Genomic DNA, 22,261 nt, shown 5'->3' with positions numbered 1-22,261 from the left:
CGGTCAGTACACGGGCGTCGGCGGACCGCTTGCGGCCGCCGCCGATCCCGGGCGCGGCCAGTGTCGCGTTTTTGCAATCGCCTTCGGCGCCGGTATTGCAGTCTGACTGACAGTAATTTTGTTGCGGAGAGGAAACCCCATGGCCGTTGCCACGTTGAAAATGCTCACCCTGGACAGTGCCGACGCACGGCGAGACGCCGAGTTCTGGGCCGCGGCGCTCGGTTGGAAGATCGCGCACGCGCAGGACGAGTACGCCATGCTCACAGGCCCCGATCACGCGCTCGGATTCGGCACAATCCCCGACTATCAGGCGCCGACCTGGCCGAACGAGAACGGCACCAAGCAGTTCCATCTGGATTTGGCGGTCGAAGACCTCGAGATCGCCAGTAAGCAACTGGTCGAACTGGGCGCCACGGTGCCGGAGTTTCAGCCCGGTGAGAGCTGGCGCGTACTGCTCGATCCGAGCGGCCACCCGTTCTGCCTCACCCTGGCTGCCAACTGGGGGTAGTCCACGGCCGCGCAGTTCGGGCGCGGCCCTGTGTCAGGTGCGGCGGCCTGTGCGGAGCGGGTTGTGAAGTGCGTTGTGCGGCTTCATCAGTGGATGGCGAGCTCAGTGCGCGGTCCATCCACCGTCGACCGGTAGTACAGCGCCGGTGAGGTAGGAGGCCGCAGGACTTGCGAGCAAGACTGCCGCACCGACGAGTTCCTCCGGGTCAGCCCACCTGCGCATCATCTTCGCCGGCACCGCGCGGGTAGGCACCCTCGCGTCCCCAGTCTCGATCGGCCCTGGCGCGCATGGCAGTTGGGCCGCCGATGTCCCGCATGTGTATCAAGCGCTCGACGAAGATGTCGAAGCCTTACTGCTCGTCCGCTGTCCACGATGAGAGGCGTCGGTGCGGCGGCCCATCGAAAGCGCCGATAAGGTCCGCGCCGATGCGGCGCGGTACTCGAGATGCTCGATATCTCTGCCCAGAGCAGATCAGGTGTGAACGCTCCACCGACTCTCGATAGGGTCCCGCCCATGGAGATCATATCCGTGCTGCCGCAGTTGACGGCGTTGCGGTTTTCCCAGCCCAACGACGTGAATGTTTACGTGTGGAGCGATCCCGAGGGGGTGACTCTGATCGACAGCGGTCTGCCAGGCGCCGCCGGGGAGATCGAAAGAGGCCTTCGCGCTCGGGGATTGACCCGCGACGACGTGCAGCGGGTAATTCTCACCCATGCCCACGACGACCACATCGGTTCGGCGGCCGACCTCGCGGAGTGGGGAGCCGAAATCTGGGTGCACCACGCCGACGCCGACATCGTGCGGGGCGAACGTCCGCAACCGGATCCGGTCCTGCGTGAGTGGGAACGCCCGATCGCCGAGGCTCTCGAACCGGGCACACCCCCGCGCCCGGCTCCGGTACACCGCGAGCTACGCGACGGCGAAGTGCTCGATTTCGGCGGCGGCGCAGAGGTTCTGGCAGTTCCCGGCCACACCGCGGGCAGTCTGGCGCTCCATATGTCGCAACACCGTGTGCTGTTCACCGGCGACACGCTCGCCAATGTGCGCGGTGTCACCATGCCGGGTGTGTTCAACCTTGACAGCACCGCCGTCGACGCAGCCGCCCGCCGCCTGGCCGAACTCGACGTGGATGTCGTCTGCGTCGGACACGGTGATGCGCTTACCGGCGCACCCCTGCTCACATGGCGAGGCCACGGATCGGACGGCTGACGCACGCCCGCATCGGCGGGTCGCTCCTTGCGGCGGATGCCGTCGGGTGAGAACGCGAGGATTTCAATGCTGTCCTCGCGGGGCTGCACAAAGGGGCTGCGGCATAGTGCGGCGCTTCACCGTCACCCCCGCGTTGTAGTTGTCTGCTTCTGGGCGTGGGGGTGGTGGTGTTCGAGTCGGTTGGTGATCAAACGAGTGGCGAGGCCGTTCGCCAACGCGGTGGCCGCGCTGGTGTGGGGCTTGCGAGCGGCTTGATCCCGGAAACAGTTCGTGAACTCCTCAGCCAGCCTTAGTCGCGGCCAGCGCGCCAGGATTTCGCCACGTAGTTCGGTTGTGAGAGTGTCGATCTCGCGACCGGAGATGTCGATGCCGGTGGAACGCTCGAGTAGGTGCCCCTCCGGGTCTGCGTCCGACTCGACACTGGGCCACATGTGACGCACGATGATCTCGTGCAAGCGGGTGCGGCGGTGAGGTGACCATCCGAGCCCGGCGGCGAACACCTTCGCCAGATGCCCGCCCGCCTCCTCGAATGCCAGACGGTGGTTGTCGAACGCTTCGACCAGCCCCACATCGTGGAACATCGCTGCGACCCAGAGTAATTCGGGATCGAACTCGATCCGCTCCTGACGTGCCAGTGCCGCAGCCCAGAGGTAGGCACGAACCGAGTGATGCAGCAGAGCCGGCGAGGTGTATTCCGCGGCGATCTCGTACGCGCGGACGGTGGCGGTGGACTCGGGAATCGCCAGCTGCCCCGTGTTGGTGACTCTGGAACCGGCGCTGTTCATTGTGCCCACGCAGAGTTCTTGATTACCTCGACGAAGTCGCCGCGCTCGAACCCGGGCACGTAGTGCGCCAGCACGTCGGCCTTGACGTTGCCGAAAGTGGTGTCGGGTCGGTGCGCGATGCCGTCGGTGAAAGCGGCCAGAATGCGGTTTTTGAAATCGGGACGCGGGTGCGCGGCCACGATCTGCTCGCGCTGGGCGTCGCTGATCGTGTCGTAGCCGATACCGAGTACGTCGAGTTCGACCCCGCGAGTCACCAGTGCGATCTCCGCATCCATGTGCAAAGGGATCTGCGGGGTGGTGTGCAGGGCGATCGCGGTCCACACCCGTTGCGCCGCAGTGGTATCGACACCGTGCCGCAACAGGAACCGGCGCGCTTCGTCAGCACCGTCGATCTCGAATCGCTGGTCATCACGCCGGAAGGTTTCGGTCAGTCCGAGGTCGTGGAACATCGCCCCCACGTACAGCAGCTCGGGATCGAAATCCACACCCAGCTCGGCTCCGCGCAGCGCCGCGAACAGGAACACCCGCCGGGAATGGTCGTAGACCAAAGGTGTCGCGGCCTCCCGCACCAGCTGGTCGGCCTCGCGCGCCATCGCGCTGTCGGGGATCGCTACCCCCGCGATCGTGGTGACGGTCGTCATCGGATCATCGCTCCTTCCGGGTGTTTGCTTGTCTGTGCTTGTCCACTCTGACGCGCGGCGATACCCTGACGCCATGTCCAATACGACAAAAGAACCACAGATACGGACATGAGGTGAGCGGCGAGACAACGGCTCATCGAATAGCGATCCTGGTGTTCGACGGAGTGACGCTGCTGGATATGAGCGGACCGGGCGAAGTGCTGCACGAAGCGACCGCGCTGGGCCACCCCTACGAGGTCGATATCGTCTCTCCTGCCGGGGGAATGGTCACGACGTCGGCAGGTGTGCGGCTCTCGAGCACCGCGGCAGCCGATGCCGCGACACCGGAGACACTCATCGTCGCCGGCGGCGCGCTCACCGACGGGGCGCTCGACTCCGCCCTGCTCACCGCCGCAGCCCGGCTCGCCGACAGCGCCCAGCGGGTGGCCTCGGTCTGCACGGGAGCGTTCGTGCTCGCCGAGCTGGGACTACTCGATGGTCACCGCGCCACCACCCACTGGCGCCACACCGGCACCCTTGCACGCCGGTTCCCGCGCATCCAGGTCGAGACCGACGCTTTGCACGTGCACGATGGCCGCTATCTCACCTCCGCGGGTATCAGTGCCGGTATCGACATGACTCTCGCGCTGCTCGAGCACGACCACGGAGCCGGCGTGGCCCGGACCGTGGCACAGGAATTGGTCATGTTCATGCAGCGGCCCGGGGGCCAGTCGCAGTTCTCCCACGCCCTGTCCACCCGACCCGCGCGCACCGAGCCCCTGCGTGCGGCCATCGACTCCGTACTCACCGACCCCGCCGGTGCGCACACCACCGCCACCATGGCCGCGGTCGCAGGCGTGAGCCCGCGACATCTCACGCGACTCTTCCACGCCGACATCGGTTCCACACCCGCGCGCTGGCTCGAACGCGTGCGTGTGGAGCACGCCCAGCAACTGTTGCTGCAGGGATACACCGTCACCGCCACCGCGCACCGCAGCGGGCTGGGCACCGACGAAACCCTCCGTCGCGCCTTCGCCCGCCACCTCGGGTTGACCCCCACCGACTACAAGCACCGCTTCATCACCACCGCACCAACGAACACAACCCTTGCGCCCTGACGCACCAGAGGTAGACGGCCCACTCGGCCGTTCTTTCGCATATCGACCTACTCACCACGCGCGGTGTGTCAGCAATCATTCAGCGTTCACGGGCTGAATAATCCGTATATGACGTCGATCGGGCTGTCCCGCAGAGCGATGCTCGCCCTGGCAGCGAGCGTACCGTTGAGCGCTGTGGCATCCCGACGCGCCGTGGCCGCCGCCCCGCCGATCCGATACACGATGACGGCGTTCACCAACGCCAGCCAGACCGACATGTGGGTCTACGAATCCACCGACGCAACGAATTTCCGGCTCGTCCAGGCCGACGCCTACCGTCCGCCGGACGCCGACCCCGCCGACACCCCGGCAGCGGCGGCCACCACCAAGAAGGGCTTGTGCCGCGACCCCAGCGTCTTTCGTCACATCGACGGCGAGTACTACGTGACGTACACGACCGCATGGGACGGCAACACCATCGGGTTCGCGCGCAGCCGCGACCGGATCAGCTGGGAGTTCCTGTACGAGTACACAATTCCGTTCGATGGTGTCACCCATACCTGGGCGCCGGAATGGTTCGTCGACCGTGACGGCACGGTCAGCGTCCTGGTGAACATCAACGACGGCACGGTCTTCCGGCCCTGCGTCATGACCGCGACCACCTCATCGCTGAGCCGGCTGCATTGGACCACGCCCATACCGCTGGCAGGCGTCATTCCCGCACCGGGCGACCTCGGCTACATCGACACCACGGTCAAGTTGTCGCAGGGACGCTACTACGCGTTCGTCAAGAACGAATCGACCAAGAACGTCGAGGTCGCGGTGGCCGACCGCCTGGTCGGCCCGTACACGTTCGCCCGAACCGGGAACTGGGCCCGCTGGGGCGGACCGGGCCCGGGACAACCGCGCGAGGGACAGTGCGTGATCCCGCTCCCCGACGGCCGATGGCGGATCTACCTGGATGCCTACGACCTCGACGAACCCACGCACGGTCACTATCTCTACAGCGACACCGTCACCGGCGACCTGCTCGGCGAGTGGACCACACCGAAGGACCTGCCCGTCCTGTCCGGTTTCGTCCGCCACTTCACCGTGTTACCCGAACAGCTGAACACCGGCCCGCAACCGGGCCCGAAGCCCGTCACGCGGTGAGGACGATCGGGCCGCGGCCGGTCCGCGGGCTAGACCAGACCGATCTCGCGAAAAGCGCACGGGTGCAACGGCTTGCCCTCCCGAAATCACCTTCCGGTTGCCGCACCGGCGATCGCTGTGGGCACCGCCTGCGACCTTCCCGCACAGGCAACGGGAAGGCCGGGATCCCATCGTGGGAGGAAGGACCTATCAGCAGCAGCGCCTACAGCGGCGTGATCGCGCGGACGACGAGCATGCGCTGCGGGCTCGGGCAGATCAGGTTGTCCCAGGGCAGCCACAGCGATTCGGTGTTGTCGGGCGGGTAGACGCGCAGGGTGGTGGTGCGCAGGGCTGCGCAATCGTTGATCTGCTTGGGATAGGTGATGAACTCGAATTGAGCTGCCCCGCCCGGTGTGAGCGTGACCGGAGCGGGCTTGGGCGCCTGCGGAGCCTCGTCCCGCACGGCGGGCTCGCCCACCGGGTCATCGCTGGGGCCGTTGGTTTGCGAGACGCCCGGGAAACCTTGCAGGACACAGGTTCGCGAGCTGGAGTTGATGAACCGTAGGAACCAGTCCCCTCCCACCGGGCCGCCGACACCCTTATCCAGACGGAGTTGGGCGGTCACACACTTCGGGAATGCGGTGTCGGCGGGAGTAGCCGGGTCGGCGGCAGCGGCCCCGGGCGCCGGCACGACCGTAGCCTCGGCCGTCTCGGGGACGCTGCCGCCAGGCTCGGTCGCGTGTCCCGATTGGGCTGGTTGTCCGGTTCGTGCTGGCGGCTGCGAAGTCTGGGCCGCCGGAGTGGTTGTGGACAGCGACCCGGGAGTGGAGGCCGGGCCGCAACCGCTGACGGTGATGGCGACGCTCGCCGCGAAGCCGGCAACAATCAGTGACTTGGTACGCATGAGTCCCCCTCGAGTCCGATACCGCAACCGTTCGCACGGGTATCGATCCGTACCAGCCCCCCGTTACGCCGCGGCGTCAGCAAGAATTCGCGTAAGCGGCTGCCGTCCAACACAGTTCGCCCCGGGCAGTCACGGAATCGCCGAATTCCTGCATACCTGTGAGGCTCTCGGATGGGCCGCACGACCTTCGAGCCTGCGCCGACTGCTGATCGGTGGCTCCGGCCGGATTTGCAGGTCTTCGTGCTGCGTTCGCGCCGGCCCGAGGGTACTCCCGACGATGTCGTCGTCGACGATGATCCGGTGCGGCTGCTGAGCGGCTTCGTGTGTGGTGGCGTGGAGGTCGTCGATCGGGTGTTGCCGACCGCCTCACAGCGATCGGGCGATCGCCCCGTCTGCCTGCTGCCGGCCGAGGGCGCGTTGCAGGGTCAGGGTGTCCTCCAGGACCAGATCGTCCACCAGCTTGCCCCAGCGCAGGGTGAGCCACTGCATCGCGGTGTTGCGGTAACCGCTGCCGTCGGCCAGGGTTCCGCTCACCTCCAGCTGGACCGCGACCTTCGTTCTCCAGGGCGGGCCGCTGGAGACCACATCCACCAGGCTCGGGCGATCACGACGCCGCCGTGGCGATGGCCGCGCCGGACCTGCGGTTCCGCTTTCTCGGCGATACCCCGCTCGGTGCCGACTGATCGCGACCGTGCTGAATTCCGCGGGCGACCACACAACACCGTGAACGAGATCGGCGCCAGAGCCGAACCTCACGACACACGTCAATTCGTCTGCAATCGACTACCTTTCGACCACGCAGCGGCCTGAGTCCGCCCACACCCTGCACGGCACCGGGCAGAGGCTGCAATGGCTCGACAACACCGCCCACGTCAGCGGCTGACCGGCACCGAAAGAGTCCGCGGCCAACCCCCAATAGCGCCAGAGCGGGCAAGGAAGAGCAACAGCCACAACCAATTCCACGATGGGCGACGGTCATGCGCTTGCAGCCGGCGGCGGGCGACCGGCTGACTTACCAGGCACGCACCGCACCGAGGAGGCGGATCCCATCGCGTGCGTGAGTTGCCCGGTGCACACGGCTAGTTGCGGACTCGGAACCTCAGGTGAAGTACGCCCTCGCCACGGATGATCACATGCGGATCCTCCAGGCGGTGTCGACCGTCGATGCCACCGAAATAGGGCTTGCCAGAACCGAATACGACCGGCACCACGTCCATCGCTACTTCGTCGACCAAGCCGGCCGCAAGGATCTGGCCGCCTACCTCGCCGGCATTCACAGCGACGTTTCGGTCGGCGGACAGCTCGCGGGCCGTGGCTACCGCAGCGGTCACGTCGTCGACGAAATGGTAGGAGGCTTCGGGGTGCCAGTTGTCGGGTTTGGGGCGGTGTGAGACGACAACCACGTGCTCGCCCGCGGGCGGACGGCCCTCCCAGCCGTTCACCAGGTCGAAGAGGGTACGGCCCATGACGATGGCGCCGATCGATTCCCACATGGCGCGAACATATTCGGCTGAGGCGGCGGAGACCTTGAAGCGGCTGCCGGTTCCGGAATGGTCGAATACTTCGTCCATGCCGGCCGTGATGGGCGTGTCACCGTTGAAGTACCAGTCGTGCAGCGGGCCGACGTCGTCGTTCTTGTCGGCGATGTAACCGTCAACCGACACGACATTGTGCATGATTACGGTACCCACTGATGCTCCTCGAGGCTCGTACGTTGTCTTATCCGATCTTGTCGAGCCCAGCGCGGTGCGGCTTGTAAAAAATCAATCGGCGGGCATCGGTCCGAGATCGGGCGGAAAGCCCCGATCGACAGGGAACCGGCGACGCAGGGCCAAGTATTCGGTCGGGGTACGGCCGGTGAAGGCCTTGAACTCCCGACTGAAATGCGCCTGGTCGAAGTAGCCCGCCGAGGGCGCCACCTCCGCCCAGTCGACTGGGTGCTCGGCGTCGACGGACACTATGAGCCGCGCGAATCGGTAGATCCGCGCCATAGGCTTCGGGGTGATCCCGACATGTGACTTGAACTGTGCGGCAAGGTGATTGCCGCTCACGCCCATCGCGTCGATCAACGCACCGACCGACACGGTGCCGCGCGAAGCCACCAACCTCGTGCCCGCGTGCCGGACCAGGTCGAGGCCTCGAGGCCAGTCCTCGGGCAACCGCGAACGCAACTCCCGCTCCACTACCCCCAGCATCTCGTCAACAGATGCGCCGTCACCGACCTGATTTCGGATTCGCTCCACCGACCGTTGCCAGACAGCGTCGACCGGCGCCCATCGGTCCCGCAGCTCAGTCGCGGGCATACCGATGAACGGCGAAAGTCCCCAGGGCTTGAAATGCACCCCCACAACCCGCACCCGGTCGGGATACTCGACCACGAACCGCCTGGTCCACACGCCCATGAACCATCCATTGACGAACAGGGCGGGCACCGCCGAGGAATCCGGATCCCACAGCCGAATCGGTCCAGCCAGGTTGAGAAACAAATGCGCCGATGGCATCGACGGCACATTCATCCGTCGGTGCCGCGGTACCCCCGTCAGACAGTAGATATCATCGACGAACTGATCCAACGGCGGCGCAGGAACTCGGCCGACGTAGTGCATAGGGCCAGTCTTGTCGAAGTCCGCCCACGGTTCCACCCACCTTGTGCCGGATGGAGCCCTATGGTGTTCACAGCCCTCCGCGACTCGCGACCATGGAGTTGCCCATGGCCACCGCCTCTGCACGGTAACAGGTGTATTCGGCGGCGCGCCTTGATCATCCGAACTCGTCGCTTCTCCGCGCGGCCTGGAGGTTGGGGCTCGTCATCGAGCTGATCGCCGATGCCGCAGAAGCGCTGGACTACACACACGCGCACGGAGTGCTGCACCGTGACGTGAAGCTGGCGAGTTTGCTGATCGAGCGAGACTCCCCGCATGGGCTGCACGCGTTGCTCACAGACAGCCGGCGGACGAGTGATGCGGAACCGATCGATGAATGCCCCCGGACGTCACGGCCCCTACCCCTCGATTCGCACCAACAACCACGAATCCGCAGGTCGCGCCGCTTCGCCGGACAAAACCAACCGGTCATCAGTAGCATCGACTCCATGCGATCGATACGCAAATAGGCTGGAGCAGTTCCTCGTTCGGCCCGTTCTTCTCGGTTCTGACGAATCGCAAATCCGCAGTTCAACGGGATTCTCGATACGGCCGGAACAATCGGATTCAGTCGGGTCGCCGATTCACTCGGACCTACAGGACGTCGACAGGACGTCGCGGAATCACTGGGAATGAGGCAGCCTCCGAAAGGCCGGTCAAGCGATGTGCGACTCCTTCGCCCTGCGCACGATCTCGAACTCGCCGGCGTAGCGCTCGACCCGCACCGCATGACCACACGACCCGAGGAACCCCGAACCCAAACTCGTCGCCTACGCGAAAACCCGCAGCGGACGCAGTGACAGACTGGCCGGTGCAGACGTGCCCGAAGGGGCGGCGACGGCTCCCCCGGAGCCATACCGTTCGAGACCGAGGTCAGCACGAAGTCGGCGGTGTTGCCGGTTCGTGTTGCGCGAGCTGCGCCTATTCCCTGTTGATAAGGCCGATCACCGCTGAACGCAGAGTCGGCTGCGGCTCATCGGCATACAGTTCGGCCAAAGCGATTTCGGCGACCATCGCGACGACCAGGTGCGCCACGGCCGCAGGATCGTCCCACCCGATAGCCCGTAGATCCGGCTCGATGACTGCAGCCACTGCTCGATTGCGCGCATGGACCTCATCGAGCAAGTCGGTGTCGGTACGCGACTGAGCAAGAAAGGCTTTCGTACCGCGCGTCCGCAAACATGCATCCAGATACGAAGTGACGCCAGCGGCAAGACGGGAAAAACCCGGGGCGAGATCGCCGATTTCGGCGAGGATCGCTTCGGCCAGAACATCGTGGTAGCGGCGGTGCAGGGCGATCATGTAACTACGTCGGTCCGAAAAATGGTGATAGAAGCTGCCTTTGGACATTCCCGCCGCCGCAACCACAGCGTTGACCGATAGCCCCCGCAGTCCCGCACGCTCGGCCACCACAGAACCGGCGTCCAACAGCGCCCTACGACCGGGCTCCGAGGGTCGGGCCATGACCGCTCTCCTCTCTCAGGCTGCCGCCAGCGTATCCCGATGCTACATTATGACCGGCCGGTCGGTCATTCCTTCCGCGGCGGGGGCGGAAGGACTGCTGACCGGCTATACAAACGAAGGAGTGCGTCGATGCGACGAGTGATATCCGTTGCCACGCTGGCTGCTACGGTGCTCGTGACAACAGCCGGTCCAGCCGTGGCCGACGATCATGTACCCGATCCCGCCCCCTCCTACAGCTATCTGGGTGGTGTGCAGGCCGAGTTGACCGGACCGGGGCAATCGCCTCCTGGGGCCAACGATCGATCGTGCCGGCGGACCGCAGCACATCCGAATCCCGTTGTGCTGCTCCACGGATTGTCGAACGACACCATCAGCTGGAATACACTGTCGCCAGTGTTGGCCGACGCCGGCTACTGCGTGTACACCACCACCTACGGATCCGAGGGGCTGGGCCCGATCGGCGCCACCGCTCCCGTGCAGGACAGCGCCACACAGATCGGCAACTTCATAGATCGGGTCGAGGCCGCCACGGGGGCGAAACAGGTTGACTTGGTGAGTCATTCGATAGGCGGGGCGGTGGCCTACTACTACCTGAGCCGACTCGGCGGGGCGTCGAAGATCGGCCGTTACGTCGCACTGGCCGCCCCCCTGCACGGATCGACGGTCAGCGGTCTCGCCGGTGTGCAGCCGCTGGTGGAATCCACCGGGAGCGGCGCGGCGGCCACCCGTCACTGCGGGCCGTGTCAGCTGTCACCCGGGGCACCGTTCCTGCAAGACCTCGAACCGAACCCCGGTGCCACACCGGCGATCCCGTTCACCATGATCGTCACCCGCTACGACCAGATCGCCACCCCCTACACCACAGGCCTTCTCGACGGCCCCAACGTGAACAACGTTGTACTACAAGATCTTTGCCCGACCGACTTCACCGAACACAACGAGCTGACATCGGATCCAGTAGCGATACACGAAGTACTCGACGCACTCGACCCCGCCCACGCCACCCCACCGACCTGCACGATCGTCCTCCCTCTCCTAGGGCCCCCTTGCCGATAGCAAAACCCAAACGCCCGAACTATCCGCGACACCCTGCCAGCGATCGCCGAGACCGTGCAGCAGCCCCTCCATGCACTGATGCAGGAGCCGGGTCCAGCACCCGAATTGCGGCGTGGTCGGCGGCCGTTCGGAACGCTTCACAACGCAGATGCCGGGCAGTGAGTTCCGAGGGACAGCGCACGTCTCGAACCCACCCGATACACCCGATTTCGACACCGCATTCTGCTGACCGGGGTGCGACCGGATCGGTCGCACCCCGGGGAACGCGTTACGGACGGTGGAGATCAGCCGGTGCCGGAGGTGGGAGGTGTGCGGTACCAGGTTTGAACGTCGGAGAGGGTGGCGGCGGTCGCGTTGACCAGTGGTGCGCCGAATTGTTCGGTGTCGCCGGTGGCAATCACGAACCGGGCCGGCGCGGATCCGGTGACAACGAGGGCGTAGGTGCCGGCCTGCGCGGCCGAGGCGGTGTCGGCGAGGGTTAGGTACGAGGTCTGGGTGAACGGTTCGAAGAAGGGGGCGCGCGCGGTGTTATCGAGAGTGGTCACGGCTCGGTCGGGGCCGAGGATCGACAGTCGGGGCAATTGCGGGACGGGTAGCTCGTTCTCGGGGGCCAGATCGGGAATGAGGAGCTGGGCATGGAAGGGCTCGCCTCTGGAGAGTTGGATGCGGACCGCGCGTGTGTCGCCGACCGCGCTGGTTCGGCCGTAGAAGGCGAACGAGACGGTTCCGATAGGGGCGAGTGGACTCGTGTCGAGGGCGTCGACGGTGTCGTCCGAGCCGAGCAGGACCGGGGTGTGCGCGGCAGCCGGAGCGGCAAGGCCCACCAAGGCCAGGGCGCTCGCGACGACAGTGAGAATGCGCCGCCGCGGTGCGCGTGGTCGAACTGTTCTCGGTGTGTCACGATCTGCGTGATCGCCTCCTCGACTCCGGTTCCGATGCTGGTCGGCCCCGGGATATGGGCATCGCGCGGCAAAAGACGGACCGCTGGTCATCGACTCATCCTCCCGGCGCTGGCAATGTTGTGCAGGCACCTCAACGAGCACGCTGCATCCATCGGCCAACGGAAACGCACCAATTCCGTCAACGCGCCACCTCGCAGTCTCGACGAATGCGCCTGCTTACCCCCACCGCCTGGTTCCTGCACCAACCCAACCCAACCCAACGGACGCTATCGATGCCAGGCGGCCTCCACTGGTAAATGTCCTCGCGGCCGCCGATCATTGCACAGGGCCGAAAGCCTCACAGCAACAGGACTTCAGCACCGAAACCGGTCGAGGGCCAGACCGGTAGGGCGGTTACCTCGGTCGCCCGGGACCACTGCTCGGGCCCCCTTTCCGACACACCTCGAGACGCTCACCCAGCGCAGTCGGTCAGCCGGAAGAATTGATCGCCGACGGGTGCGTCAGATTGGGGTCTACCCCAAAAAGACAGCTCACATGCATCCAGAGGGGTCGCGCTGGCCGCCGGTTCGGTCAGCACGGTATGCGGCATGACGGTGCGTTGGTCGATACAGTCGCGCGGTGGGGAATGAGTGTCTTATCTGCGAAAAGCATGGTGGCATAGGCCACTTGGTCGGCCCGGTGATCTACGCCGATGATTTGGTTGATCGCGGCATGCTACTGGCGACGATCCAGCGACCGTCGCCAGGCATCGGTGTCGGCAGACAACAGTAAGGTGACGCGGGTAACGGCGCTGTTCTGCCGTCGCGGCGTGATCAGCCGTGCGCGTACACCCGCTCCACGTACTCCGCGATTTCTTCGTCCTGGAGGTGTCGTGCGATGTCAGCTTCGCTGATCATGCCGACCAGCCGTTTGTTCTCGATGACCGGCAGCCGTTTGATCTGGTGCTCTTCCAGCTCCTTGAGAACGTCGCGCGCGTCGGCGTCGGCGTCGATCCAGCGGGGAGTTCCTTCGCAGAGATCGGCGCATGTCGTCGTCGCCGGGTCATGGCCCAGGGCAAGGCATTTCACGACGATGTCGCGGTCGGTGACGATTCCGCACAGCCGCTCGTGCTCATCGCTGATCGGCAACACTCCCACGTCGAGTTCCCGCATCGTGCGGGCCGCCTCCTCGACCGTGTTCGCACGTGACATCCAGGTGGCACCCGAGTGCATGATCTGTCTCGCAGTTGTCATCTCGTCCTCCTGTTCGGCCATTTCGATCCTTCTCACCATCGCCCCGCCGGTACGCGACCGGAAGGGGCGAAGGTCCCCGGCCTCCCCCACGCGGCAGGTGCCCGGCGGCCGGACGGGTCGGTCTCGGGTGTGGTGGGCGGTGTGGGCCCAACGACCCTGTTGGCAGACCCTCCGAATGACCATGATCGTCGGTGAGGAGGTGCGAGCAGATGTATGCGAAGCCCGGAGATTGGCTGGTCGTGGAGGGGCATGAGGTAGGTGGCGCGGTACGCCACGGGTTGATCGAGGAGGTGCACGGGAGTGAGGGAGCGCCTCCGTACCTCGTGCACTGGACCGATACCGGCCACCGAGCGCTGTTCTTCCCCAGTACAGATGCCTACGTTCTGACCGTTGAGCAACTGCGCAAGCAGGAAACTGTTGCGGCGGAACGCTATTCGTCCATGCAGCACGTGCCGGGCGCACACGGCGCCGGACCGCGACATTGATGGCAGCGCGCACAGAGGCACGCATGGCCAGGAGGCCTCATGAGTAGACGCGCGAGCGGTCCGCCGGCGGGGACCCCGCCGGCGCTGGTGCCGCCGCCGGCGGGCAAAGCGTGGCTGTGGTGGCTCGTCCCGGTCGGTGCGCTCGTCGCCGTGCTGGTGGCGTCGATATGGCTGCCCGGACTGGAGAAATCGAAGCCGTCTCCGCGTCAGCTCGGCTACAGCGAGTTCGTCTCGGATATCGATGCACATCAGATCAAGACTGTCACGCTCCAGTCGTCCGGACGGGCCTCGGGCACGCTGGGCGACGGCCACGACTACACCACCGTCATTCCCGCTCAGGCCGGGCCGCAGCTGCTGGACCGCCTCGAGAAGGCGGGGGTTTCGGTGAGCGCATCACCTCCGGCCGCCACCCGCTCCGGGGCATCGCAAGTGTTGACGTGGGTGCTGATGATCGCCCCCTTCCTGCTGCTGTTCTGGTGGCTTCGGCGGGCCGGAAGCCGGGCCTCGAGTCAACTCGGCACCACGATGGGCGTCGGGAAGTCGAAAGCCAAGGTGTTCGATACCGAGCGGCCGGGAACCACATTTGCCGATGTCGCGGGCTATACCGGCGCCAAAACAGAGATCGCCGAGGTAGTCGATTTCCTGAAGGCGCCACAGCGATATCGGCGCGCCGGAGCGGTAGCGCCGCGGGGAGTCCTGATGATCGGCCCGCCCGGTACCGGCAAGACCCTCTTGGCGCGCGCGGTGGCCGGTGAAGCCGATGTCCCCTTTCTCTCGGTGGTCGGTTCGAGTTTCGTCGAGATGTTCGTGGGCGTCGGCGCGGCCCGAGTGCGAGATCTTTTCGCCGAGGCTCGCAAACGAGCCCCAGCGATCGTGTTCGTCGACGAGATCGACGCGATCGGGTCGCGGCGGGGGTCTGCGACGGCGGTAGCCAACGACGAACGCGAACAAACCCTCAATCAGCTGTTGGCGGAGATGGACGGGTTCGATCCTGCGGTCGGCATCGTCGTTCTGGCGGCGACCAACAGACCCGAAATTCTCGATCCGGCGCTGCTGCGACCGGGCCGCTTCGATCGGCAGGTGACGATCCCGTTGCCGACGCTGCAAGAACGGGCAGCGATTCTGGGAGTTCACTGCCGCGGTAAACACCTCGAATCCGACGTCGATTTGCAGCGCGTGGCGCGCAGCACCCCGGGGTTCTCCGGCGCCGATCTGGCCAACCTGGCCAACGAGGCCGCGATCTGCGCAGTCCGCGACGATCGATATACGATCCGAGCCCTCGACTTCGACACCGCCCGCGACCGGATTCTGCTCGGCCGCCGCGAGGGATCGAATGTGTTGCTGCCCAGCGAGAAGCACGCCGTGGCAGTCCATGAGGCAGGCCATGCCCTGATTGCCGCGCTGTGCCCACACGCGGACCCCATCGCGAAGGTGACGATCCTCCCGGCCGGGCAGACACTCGGCACGACCGAACAGCTACCGCTGGTCGAACGCCATCTCTACAGCGAGGACTACCTTCTCGACACCCTCGCCGTACGGCTGGGCGGCCGAGCCGCCGAATTGACCGTTTTCGGTCAAGGATCCACCGGAGCCGCGAACGATCTGGCCCAGGCAACGGAACTCGCTACAAAGATGGTGCGCGAGTTCGGGCTGTCCCCGGTCCTGGGCCCGGTCGGATACCCCCGGGGCGGATCGGTCTTTCTCGGCGGCAGCGGAACACAGATGTCGAGCCGGCCGTTTGCCGAAGCCACGCAGGCGATGGTGGACACCGACGTCGCACGCTTGCTGCGTGAGGCGGAGCATCGCGCCATCGACCTGCTCGAGTCCCACCGCGACGTCCTTCAACGTCTGGTCGACCTGCTGTTGGAACACGAAACCGTCGACGGCGCAAAGGTTTACGACCTGTTGGGAATCGCTGTCCCGACCGACCGCTGCGAACCCGTTCCCGCCGCCACGGTTGCGCCACATCCTGGCGTCCGTCCGGCCGTCGCAGAGCCGGAGCTCCCGAGAGATGGCCGCACCATCCCCGGCCTCGGCGGCTCGCGGACGACGCGGTGAGCAGTCCATGGCGCCGACGGTCGGCTCGGGTCAGGTGACCGAGGTCGGATTTCAGATGCCATTCGCCCCTGCCGTCGAGCGCTGCCCGCGGGCGATCCTGAGGAAGCGACGCAGCCGATCCAGGGGCCAGGTGTTGATCACTTCGTCGCGCTCCACCCAGCCGCGCTGGGCGGTGGCCACCCCGAAGCGAATGTGGTCGAAATGGCGGACGGCGTGGGCGTCGGTGTCGATGGCGAACACCACCCCGTACCGGCGAGCCCGGCGGGCCAGTTCGTCGTCGAGGTCGAGCCGGTCGGGAAACGCGTTGATCTCCAATGCCGTTCCGGTACGGGCGGCTGCGGCGAATACCGCATCGGCATCGAACTCGACCGGTGGCCGGCGGCCGAGGATGCGAGTAGTGGGATGACCGATGATCTTGACGTACGGATTTTCCATCGCGGTGATCAGCCGGCGGGTGAGCACGTCGGGCGGCTGGTCGAAATGAGAGTGCAGCGAGGCGACGAGCACGTCGAATCCGGACAGGAACTCATCGTCCCAGTCGAGACTGCCGTCGGCGGCGATGTTCAACTCCGAACCGTGGAGCACGGCGATGCCGGAATGTTGTGCGAGCGTGCGTAATTCGGCGCGTTGAGCCAGGGCCTTGGCGCGGGTCATGCGCTGCATCGCGAGCGCAGGGGCGTGATCGGTGATGGCACAGTATTGATAGCCGCGCGCCGCGGCCGCGGCGACCATGTCGGCGGCCGAGGCCAGGCCATCGGTGAGGTCGGTGTGGACGTGCAGATCGCCGACGATATCGCAGACCCGCACCAGTTCGGGCAGCCCGCCCGCGGCCGCGGCCTCCACCTCTCCGCGGTCCTCGCGAAGGGTGGGTGGAATCCACGGCAGTCCGAGGGCGGCATAGATCTCCTCCTCGGTACCGGCGGCCACCAGCCGATCGTCGTCGACCCGGAACAGCCCGTACTCGCTGAGTTTGTATCCGGCGTGCACGGCGCGTTCGCGAATGCGGATGTTATGGGCCTTGGACCCGGTGAAATACAGCAGCGCGGCCCCCCACGTGTCGTCGGGAACCACCCGTAGATCCACCTGAATACCCGCGGTGGTCACCACCGACGACTTCGTCGGACCGTGCGCTAGCACCCGATCGGTCAACGGCAGGCCGCAGAACCGGTTCATGACCTCAGGCGCGTCGGCCGCGTCGGCCGCCGCCAGCAGATCGACGTCACCCACGGTGTCGCGCATGCGACGCAGCGACCCTGCGTAGGCGGCGCGGCACACCCCCGGCATGGCCGACAGCCGGGCGAGGAGGTCCTCGGCAAGGTCGAGCGCGACCGCTATCGGGGTGCGCTGCCCGGTTTCGCGCATGCTCCGGATAGCACGCGCGAGATTGCGCTCACTGATCTCACCCCATCCCTTCAGCCGGGCCAAATCGCCGGCATGCAGGGCGGTCACCAGCTCGGGCATCGACGATATGCCCAGTTCCTGGTACACCTGGTGTGCCCGTTTGGGTCCGAGCCCGGGAACACCGAGCAGAGCGCGCAGGCCCGCGGGCAGCTGAGCGTGCAATTCGTCGAGATCGGCGATGTGGCCGGTACGGCGCAACTCCAGCAACCGGTCGGCGGTGTGGGCACCGACATCGGCGATGGCCAGCAGGCCCTTGCGGTCCAGCGTATCGAGTTCGACGGGACAACCGGCCACCGCGCGGGCTGCTTTCTCGTAGGACCGCACCCGGTACCGATCGCCGCCGGAGATCGCGATCAGATCCGCAATCTCCCGCAATTGTTGTGCGGCAACATCGTTCGACCGCATGACAGCCTCCTGCCGCGAACCCGGGTCATCGACGTGCCTGTTCCGCCGGCCGGGCTGCGCCATCTGTGTTCATTCGGCGGTGAGTAGTCCATAGTGACCGTCGTAGCGGTGGTAGAGGATGCAGCCGCGGTGACGGTCCTGGTCGGTGAAGAACACGAACGGCCACCCGGTGAGCTCGAGGCGTTCGATGGCGCCGGTGGTCGTCGTCACCGGCGGGGGTGCCGGGCTGAGCGTGATCGGTACGCTGCCGCGTGTGACGCTGTCGGGCCGCGGGTCCACCTGAGCGAGTCGGTAGCCGTCGCCGCTGCGGTAGAGCACGCTGTCGACGCCGCTGCCGGACTCGGTGAACAGGTGGAAGTCGTAGTCCGTCATCTCCATATCGAAGGCGGCTTCGTCACACGTCTCGTCGGCCAGCGCATACGACTTGTGCCGCACCACCTCGCGTTCTTCGGCCGGGCGCGGGAAGTAGGGAAGAGGGGTGCGGGGTGGGGCGTCGTGCCGCCATTCGTGCGGGTCCGGCTTCGGTTGCCGGCCGCGAATGCCTTCCCAATGCCGGGCCAGGCGTTCGAATCGCTCCTTCAACCGGGCCTCGAGCAGGTCGATCGCTTCCCGGACGGTGTCGGCGGTGACCTGAACTCGTATTCCGTGTCCGTTCACATTCACGTTGGCCTGGGCGATGCTCGGTTTCGTGGCCGCGGGATCCGCGCGCTCGCTCAGGCGAACGCGTGCGGACAAGATCGGCTCGGGAGCGAAAGTGAGTGCGTGGCCGATCTTTTCGCGCGCGTAGTCGGCCGCGCCGGCCGAAACGTGGTGGCCGCTCGAAACCTGCAGCAGGGAATCGGTGCTCGTTGCTCGTGGACCTCTCATGTCGGCAACCTGCCTTTGTCTCATGAAGTCCGTATCGGATGGGCGGTGGCGATCAGTGCTCGACGAGACCGACCGAGGACTTGTCGGAACTCCTTCGGCTCGGCTCGCACTTCCAGCACATCGTGCGGAGCTGGTGTCCGGCCAGGGGCGAAGTTCCTCGGTCCTGCCCACCGAAGTCCTGACCGGTGAGGTATGCGGGGAAGGCCTGCGGCAGCCCGCCCCTGGTGCGGGACCGAAGTCTCCCGTGGCGGGTGGACTACCTCGCGGTTGCGCGTGCCGATGTGGGAAGAGGTTCGTCGTTGTGCAGGGCTGCGACGGCGTCGGCGAGTAGCGGCGCGATCGAGCACACCTCGAATTCGGGTGGGAGGTCGCGGTGGGCGACGGTGTCGGTGAGGAGTATGCGTTTCAGGCCGAATCGACGCAGGTGGCCCACCGCGCCGTGGGTGAACACGCCGTGCGTGGCCGCGACGGTGACGTCGGGTGCGGCGTGGCGACTGCGTAGCAGCCCGAGCGCGGTGCTGATCGTGGCGCCGGTGGAGATCATGTCGTCGACGATCACCGGCAACCGGCCCCGCACGTCGCCGATCAGCTCGAGTGCGGTGACCTCGGTGCCGCTCAGGCGGCGTTTGCGCACCACAGCAAGAGGGTTCGGCGACACTTGGGCATAGCGCTCGGCCAGTTTCACCGCGCCCTCGTCGGGCGCGACGACCACACGGTCCGACAGGGCGATCTCGCGGCCCAGGACGGGCACGGCGGTGAGTATCTCGACCGGAACAGGGCAGATCGCCTCCAGGGCCGAAGTATGCGGATCCACGACCACCAGGCGGTCCGCACCCGCGGCGGCGATGGCCCGGGTGAACACCGCGACTCCGACGGCTTGCCCGGCACGGATGCGTCGGTCCTGGCGGGCGTAGCCGAGGTAGGGCACGACTGCCGTCACCCGCGCCGCGCGGGCACGGCGGCAGGCGTCGAGCAGTAGCAGCAATTCCGCGAGGTGGTCGTTGACCGGCGGCGGGGTCGGTTGCACCAGGTACACGTCGCTGCCGCCGACGTGCTCGACGGTCGGGAGCAGTTCGCCGTCGGGAAACCGTTCCAGCACGGTATCGGGCGGGCCCACGCCCAGCAGGTTCGCGAGTGCACCGGCCAACTCCGGATTCGCACTGCCCGTGATGATGCGCAGCGTGGTCATGATCGCGTCGTGTCCTTCCCGGTCGCGGTCTGTCCTGCATCGTTCTCAGATATGTTCGGATGGCCGGCTCATCCGCAGGTGGGCCACGAACCAGCCCCGGGCGAGGTCGGCGACGCTCTCCAGTGCATCCGGTTGCGTGAACAGATGGTCGGCGCCGGGCACCACCGTGACTGTGCTCGCGCACGACATCGTCGCTTGCGCCCGCTGGTTCGACTTCAAGGTGAGCGGATCATCGCCACCGGCGATGAGCAGGGTAGGTGTCCGCACCCGCGTCATGGCGTCGCGAGCCAGGTCGGGCCGGCCGCTCCGGGATACCACGGTGGCGATGTCGACCCGGGGGTCGGTGGTCGCCCGCAGCGCTGCCGCCGCCCCGGTGTCGGTTCCGAAGTACGCGATCCTCAGGCCCTCGCTGTGTGGTTGGTGGGTGAGCCAGTCGGTGACGTCCACCAGTCGGTCCGCGAGCAGGTCGATATCGAAAACCCGGGCTCGGTGAATCTCCTCGTCCGGGGTGAGCAGATCGAACAGCAGGGTGCCGAGTCCCGCCTGCTGGAGTACTCCGGCGAGGTAGCGGTTGCGGGGGCTGTGGCGGCTACTTCCGCTGGGGTGCGCGAATACGATCAGGCCGATCGGGTCGGCGGGGATGGTGAGATGCCCGCGCAGTTCGATGTTTCCGGTGATCACGTGCACGTCGTCGTCGCGCAGCGGGGGCGGTCCGGGCTCGGCGTGCGGCGGTTCGGGGGCACCTGTGGCCGCGCGGTCCAGCAGTTCGGCAATGTCGTCGTCGGAGGGCCGCGGGAAGCTGCGGTACCACTGGCCCACGGTGTGCGACCATGCCGGGGTTTCGAGGCAGATCACCTCGTCGGCCTCGCGTTTCAGGGTGTTCACCGCCTCGCGGGCGGCGACCGGTACGGCGAGCACCACCCTCGTTGCGCCGTGGGCGCGGGCGATCCGGCAGGCGGCGCGGGCGCTGGCTCCGGTGACCATCCCGTCATCGACGATCACGGCGGTGCGCCCGGCCACGGGGGTCGGTGGATGCCCGTGCCGGAATCGAGCGGCCCGGCGGGTGATTTCCGCCCGCTCGCGATGCTCGACCTCGGCCATCTCGTCCACGGTGAGTTGCGCTTGCTCGACGATGAACTCGTTGATGACGCGGACATCCTCGCCGATGGCCCCGAAAGCGAGTTCGGGTTGGTGTGGCACGCCGAGCCTGCATACCGGAATCACATCCAGCGGTGCCCCGAGCGCTGTGGCGACCTCGAATGCCACCGGAACGCCGCCGCGGGGGATCCCGAGCACCACCATGTCCTCACCGTCCAAGGACTGCAATGGCACTGCCAGCCGTCGACCGGCGTCGCCACGATCGATGAACAACATGAGATCACCTCCTCGAGATCCGGAACGGTGTACACGTCGTCAGCGACCTGCCCTGTGCCCACCCGTTCAGCAGTGGACCGACGCGGCCTGTTTCGCGGCCTCGGCCGTAGCGGGCGGCAGCTGCTTCGGTTCCCTTCCCGTGGTGGCCGTGGTTCGCCGGAGCCGATCAGTGTCCGGTGGAGGGGGTGGTCAAATGCTCGCGCATGAGGAGGCGGTGAGCCTGCTGGGCTGCGGCCGATCGATGCTCCTGGCCGGTGGTCGGTAGCTCCTCGAGGCCGCGGGCGAGTACCGCTACCGCATCACCGAGCAGTTGCAGGCGGTGTTCGAGGGCATCCATCCGGCTGCCGTCGCCGGGCCCCGCCGGCCTCGCGGTGTGCCGCGCAGCACCTTCGGGGTAACCGCGCAACAGCTCTCTCATCGGTGCCGGGAGCACCGCGAACAAGCCGTCGAACTGGCCGGAGGAGCAGCGTTGCAGCATCACCTCGGTCACCGCGCCCACCAGGCCGGGCACCTGGTCGCGGGGGACCCTGGCTTCATGAGCGAACTGGGCGAGGAATTCGTCGGTGCCGTGCCGGACCGGTACATGGCCGGGCACCCAGTCCTCGTAGTAGACGCCGCGCAAAATTTCGGGCAATTGCGCGGTCAGACGGGCCGATGCCGCGACATCGAGGCGATCGCGCACAGTGTGCAGCCAGGCGCACACCACACGGTAGGTGAAGGCGCGGTCCTCGGTGCCGATCCGGTCGGCGACCGCATGGAGCCATTCGTGGGCGGTATGAACTGCCGGTGCCAGGGGATCGTGCTGCAATGACATGCATCCAGCGTCGGACCGCAGGCGGCGCGCAACAAGGGTCCGATGTCACTTCACAGCAGGCGACGATGCGGTATATCCGCCACCGGTTCATGCCGGCCGGGTAGCGATGGCCCGCGCG

At 66.4% G+C, this 22,261-nt stretch carries 22 protein-coding genes; 7 read left to right on the top strand and 15 right to left on the bottom strand.

Translation table 11 applies throughout. The features are described 5' to 3' along the window. Positions 1-139 precede the first annotated feature (139 nt). A complete protein-coding gene (locus tag NN2_RS07540) occupies positions 140-508 on the top strand; it encodes a VOC family protein (RefSeq protein WP_040830063.1) in 369 nt (122 codons plus the stop codon). Positions 509-610: 102 nt separating this feature from the next. On the opposite strand, the gene NN2_RS38460 is transcribed toward NN2_RS07540, so the two are convergent. Continuing rightward, positions 611-781, bottom strand: a complete 171-nt coding sequence (locus NN2_RS38460) for an SDR family oxidoreductase (RefSeq protein ID WP_255407305.1) — start codon at positions 779-781, stop codon at positions 611-613. A 240-nt stretch (positions 782-1,021) separates the two neighbouring features. Between NN2_RS38460 and NN2_RS07535 the strand changes: the two genes are divergently transcribed. Beyond that, positions 1,022-1,717 carry an MBL fold metallo-hydrolase gene (locus NN2_RS07535; protein ID WP_063011638.1) on the top strand — a complete coding sequence of 232 codons (696 nt, stop codon included), beginning with the start codon at positions 1,022-1,024 and terminating at the stop codon, positions 1,715-1,717. Positions 1,718-1,839: 122 nt separating this feature from the next. Here the strand turns inward: NN2_RS07535 and NN2_RS07530 are convergent, their stop codons facing one another. Next, positions 1,840-2,502 (bottom strand): HD domain-containing protein, encoded by a 663-nt coding sequence (locus NN2_RS07530; protein ID WP_063011636.1) that lies wholly within the window; start codon positions 2,500-2,502, stop codon positions 1,840-1,842. Next, a complete protein-coding gene (locus tag NN2_RS07525) occupies positions 2,499-3,143 on the bottom strand; it encodes an HD domain-containing protein (RefSeq protein ID WP_063011634.1) in 645 nt (214 codons plus the stop codon). Before NN2_RS07525 ends, NN2_RS07530 begins: the two co-directional genes overlap by 4 nt. A gap of 113 nt (positions 3,144-3,256) precedes the next feature. Here NN2_RS07525 and NN2_RS07520 point away from each other — a divergent pair, with 113 nt between their 5' ends. Together NN2_RS07520 and NN2_RS07515 are read left to right on the top strand one after the other, a co-directional pair. Continuing rightward, positions 3,257-4,240: a GlxA family transcriptional regulator gene (locus NN2_RS07520; RefSeq protein ID WP_245658590.1), complete on the top strand. Its 984-nt coding sequence runs from the start codon at positions 3,257-3,259 to the stop codon at positions 4,238-4,240. 174 nt (positions 4,241-4,414) lie between these two features. Next, positions 4,415-5,371, top strand: coding sequence for a glycoside hydrolase family protein (locus tag NN2_RS07515; protein WP_245658589.1), 957 nt, complete (start codon positions 4,415-4,417; stop codon positions 5,369-5,371). Positions 5,372-5,573: 202 nt separating this feature from the next. Here the strand turns inward: NN2_RS07515 and NN2_RS07510 are convergent, their stop codons facing one another. From NN2_RS07510 to NN2_RS07485, 5 genes are all read right to left on the bottom strand, one after another. Then, positions 5,574-6,254, bottom strand: coding sequence for a DUF4232 domain-containing protein (locus tag NN2_RS07510; RefSeq protein ID WP_082856797.1), 681 nt, complete (start codon positions 6,252-6,254; stop codon positions 5,574-5,576). Between the two features lie 366 nt (positions 6,255-6,620). Next, on the bottom strand, positions 6,621-6,839 hold the full coding sequence (locus tag NN2_RS36965; protein ID WP_156511249.1) for a nuclear transport factor 2-like protein: 219 nt from the start codon (positions 6,837-6,839) through the stop codon (positions 6,621-6,623). A 494-nt stretch (positions 6,840-7,333) separates the two neighbouring features. Next, complete coding sequence (locus NN2_RS07500) at positions 7,334-7,945, bottom strand: dihydrofolate reductase family protein (protein WP_063011628.1); 612 nt, start codon at positions 7,943-7,945, stop codon at positions 7,334-7,336. Between the two features lie 72 nt (positions 7,946-8,017). Continuing rightward, positions 8,018-8,896 (bottom strand): helix-turn-helix domain-containing protein, encoded by an 879-nt coding sequence (locus NN2_RS07495; protein ID WP_245658588.1) that lies wholly within the window; start codon positions 8,894-8,896, stop codon positions 8,018-8,020. 921 nt (positions 8,897-9,817) lie between these two features. After that, the gene (locus tag NN2_RS07485) at positions 9,818-10,360 is read right to left on the bottom strand and encodes a TetR/AcrR family transcriptional regulator (protein WP_030518910.1); all 543 of its coding nucleotides are present in this window, start codon (positions 10,358-10,360) and stop codon (positions 9,818-9,820) included. Positions 10,361-10,489: 129 nt separating this feature from the next. Here NN2_RS07485 and NN2_RS07480 point away from each other — a divergent pair, with 129 nt between their 5' ends. Then, the gene (locus tag NN2_RS07480) at positions 10,490-11,416 is read left to right on the top strand and encodes an esterase/lipase family protein (protein WP_063011622.1); all 927 of its coding nucleotides are present in this window, start codon (positions 10,490-10,492) and stop codon (positions 11,414-11,416) included. 284 nt (positions 11,417-11,700) lie between these two features. Here NN2_RS07480 and NN2_RS07475 read toward each other — a convergent pair whose 3' ends face one another. After that, on the bottom strand, positions 11,701-12,240 hold the full coding sequence (locus tag NN2_RS07475) for a hypothetical protein (protein WP_063011620.1): 540 nt from the start codon (positions 12,238-12,240) through the stop codon (positions 11,701-11,703). Between the two features lie 890 nt (positions 12,241-13,130). Then, entirely contained in the window at positions 13,131-13,550 is a 420-nt protein-coding gene (locus tag NN2_RS07470) for a CBS domain-containing protein (protein ID WP_063011779.1), read from the bottom strand. 209 nt (positions 13,551-13,759) lie between these two features. Here NN2_RS07470 and NN2_RS07465 point away from each other — a divergent pair, with 209 nt between their 5' ends. Beyond that, positions 13,760-14,035 carry a DUF1918 domain-containing protein gene (locus tag NN2_RS07465; RefSeq protein WP_063910706.1) on the top strand — a complete coding sequence of 92 codons (276 nt, stop codon included), beginning with the start codon at positions 13,760-13,762 and terminating at the stop codon, positions 14,033-14,035. Between the two features lie 39 nt (positions 14,036-14,074). Next, a complete protein-coding gene (ftsH, locus tag NN2_RS07460) occupies positions 14,075-16,093 on the top strand; it encodes an ATP-dependent zinc metalloprotease FtsH (protein WP_082856796.1) in 2,019 nt (672 codons plus the stop codon). A 51-nt stretch (positions 16,094-16,144) separates the two neighbouring features. On the opposite strand, the gene polX is transcribed toward ftsH, so the two are convergent. The 5 genes from polX to NN2_RS07435 form a co-directional block, all read right to left on the bottom strand. Next, positions 16,145-17,899 carry a DNA polymerase/3'-5' exonuclease PolX gene (gene polX, locus NN2_RS07455; protein WP_064922974.1) on the bottom strand — a complete coding sequence of 585 codons (1,755 nt, stop codon included), beginning with the start codon at positions 17,897-17,899 and terminating at the stop codon, positions 16,145-16,147. A 69-nt stretch (positions 17,900-17,968) separates the two neighbouring features. Continuing rightward, positions 17,969-18,766 (bottom strand): ribosome hibernation promotion factor, encoded by a 798-nt coding sequence (locus NN2_RS07450; protein ID WP_063011616.1) that lies wholly within the window; start codon positions 18,764-18,766, stop codon positions 17,969-17,971. Positions 18,767-19,022: 256 nt separating this feature from the next. Beyond that, complete coding sequence (locus tag NN2_RS07445; RefSeq protein WP_174554953.1) at positions 19,023-19,955, bottom strand: ribose-phosphate diphosphokinase; 933 nt, start codon at positions 19,953-19,955, stop codon at positions 19,023-19,025. A 45-nt stretch (positions 19,956-20,000) separates the two neighbouring features. Further along, complete coding sequence (locus NN2_RS07440) at positions 20,001-21,329, bottom strand: phosphoribosyltransferase family protein (RefSeq protein ID WP_063011614.1); 1,329 nt, start codon at positions 21,327-21,329, stop codon at positions 20,001-20,003. A gap of 166 nt (positions 21,330-21,495) precedes the next feature. Next, positions 21,496-22,143 carry a DUF2267 domain-containing protein gene (locus tag NN2_RS07435; RefSeq protein WP_063011612.1) on the bottom strand — a complete coding sequence of 216 codons (648 nt, stop codon included), beginning with the start codon at positions 22,141-22,143 and terminating at the stop codon, positions 21,496-21,498. Positions 22,144-22,261: the final 118 nt, after the last annotated feature.

Origin of the sequence: Nocardia nova NBRC 15556 (genome assembly GCF_001613005.1) — a bacterium.
Lineage (GTDB): Bacteria > Actinomycetota > Actinomycetes > Mycobacteriales > Mycobacteriaceae > Nocardia > Nocardia nova.
This window is presented reverse-complemented; position numbering and strand designations above follow the sequence as displayed.

What these genes read in the sequence shown, in the direction of transcription:
- NN2_RS07435 (WP_063011612.1), bottom strand. Translation starts at nt 22,143, where the DNA reads ATGTCATTGCAGCACGATCCCCTGGCACCGGCAGTTCATACCGCCCAC.
- NN2_RS07510 (WP_082856797.1), bottom strand. Translation starts at nt 6,254, where the DNA reads ATGCGTACCAAGTCACTGATTGTTGCCGGCTTCGCGGCGAGCGTCGCC.
- NN2_RS07445 (WP_174554953.1), bottom strand. Translation starts at nt 19,955, where the DNA reads ATGACCACGCTGCGCATCATCACGGGCAGTGCGAATCCGGAGTTGGCC.
- NN2_RS07480 (WP_063011622.1), top strand. Translation starts at nt 10,490, where the DNA reads ATGCGACGAGTGATATCCGTTGCCACGCTGGCTGCTACGGTGCTCGTG.
- NN2_RS07525 (WP_063011634.1), bottom strand. Translation starts at nt 3,143, where the DNA reads ATGACGACCGTCACCACGATCGCGGGGGTAGCGATCCCCGACAGCGCG.
- polX (WP_064922974.1), bottom strand. Translation starts at nt 17,899, where the DNA reads ATGCGGTCGAACGATGTTGCCGCACAACAATTGCGGGAGATTGCGGAT.
- NN2_RS07440 (WP_063011614.1), bottom strand. Translation starts at nt 21,329, where the DNA reads ATGTTGTTCATCGATCGTGGCGACGCCGGTCGACGGCTGGCAGTGCCA.
- NN2_RS07530 (WP_063011636.1), bottom strand. Translation starts at nt 2,502, where the DNA reads ATGAACAGCGCCGGTTCCAGAGTCACCAACACGGGGCAGCTGGCGATT.
- NN2_RS07540 (WP_040830063.1), top strand. Translation starts at nt 140, where the DNA reads ATGGCCGTTGCCACGTTGAAAATGCTCACCCTGGACAGTGCCGACGCA.
- NN2_RS07450 (WP_063011616.1), bottom strand. Translation starts at nt 18,766, where the DNA reads ATGAGAGGTCCACGAGCAACGAGCACCGATTCCCTGCTGCAGGTTTCG.
- NN2_RS07470 (WP_063011779.1), bottom strand. Translation starts at nt 13,550, where the DNA reads ATGACAACTGCGAGACAGATCATGCACTCGGGTGCCACCTGGATGTCA.
- NN2_RS07535 (WP_063011638.1), top strand. Translation starts at nt 1,022, where the DNA reads ATGGAGATCATATCCGTGCTGCCGCAGTTGACGGCGTTGCGGTTTTCC.
- ftsH (WP_082856796.1), top strand. Translation starts at nt 14,075, where the DNA reads ATGAGTAGACGCGCGAGCGGTCCGCCGGCGGGGACCCCGCCGGCGCTG.
- NN2_RS07465 (WP_063910706.1), top strand. Translation starts at nt 13,760, where the DNA reads ATGTATGCGAAGCCCGGAGATTGGCTGGTCGTGGAGGGGCATGAGGTA.
- NN2_RS07485 (WP_030518910.1), bottom strand. Translation starts at nt 10,360, where the DNA reads ATGGCCCGACCCTCGGAGCCCGGTCGTAGGGCGCTGTTGGACGCCGGT.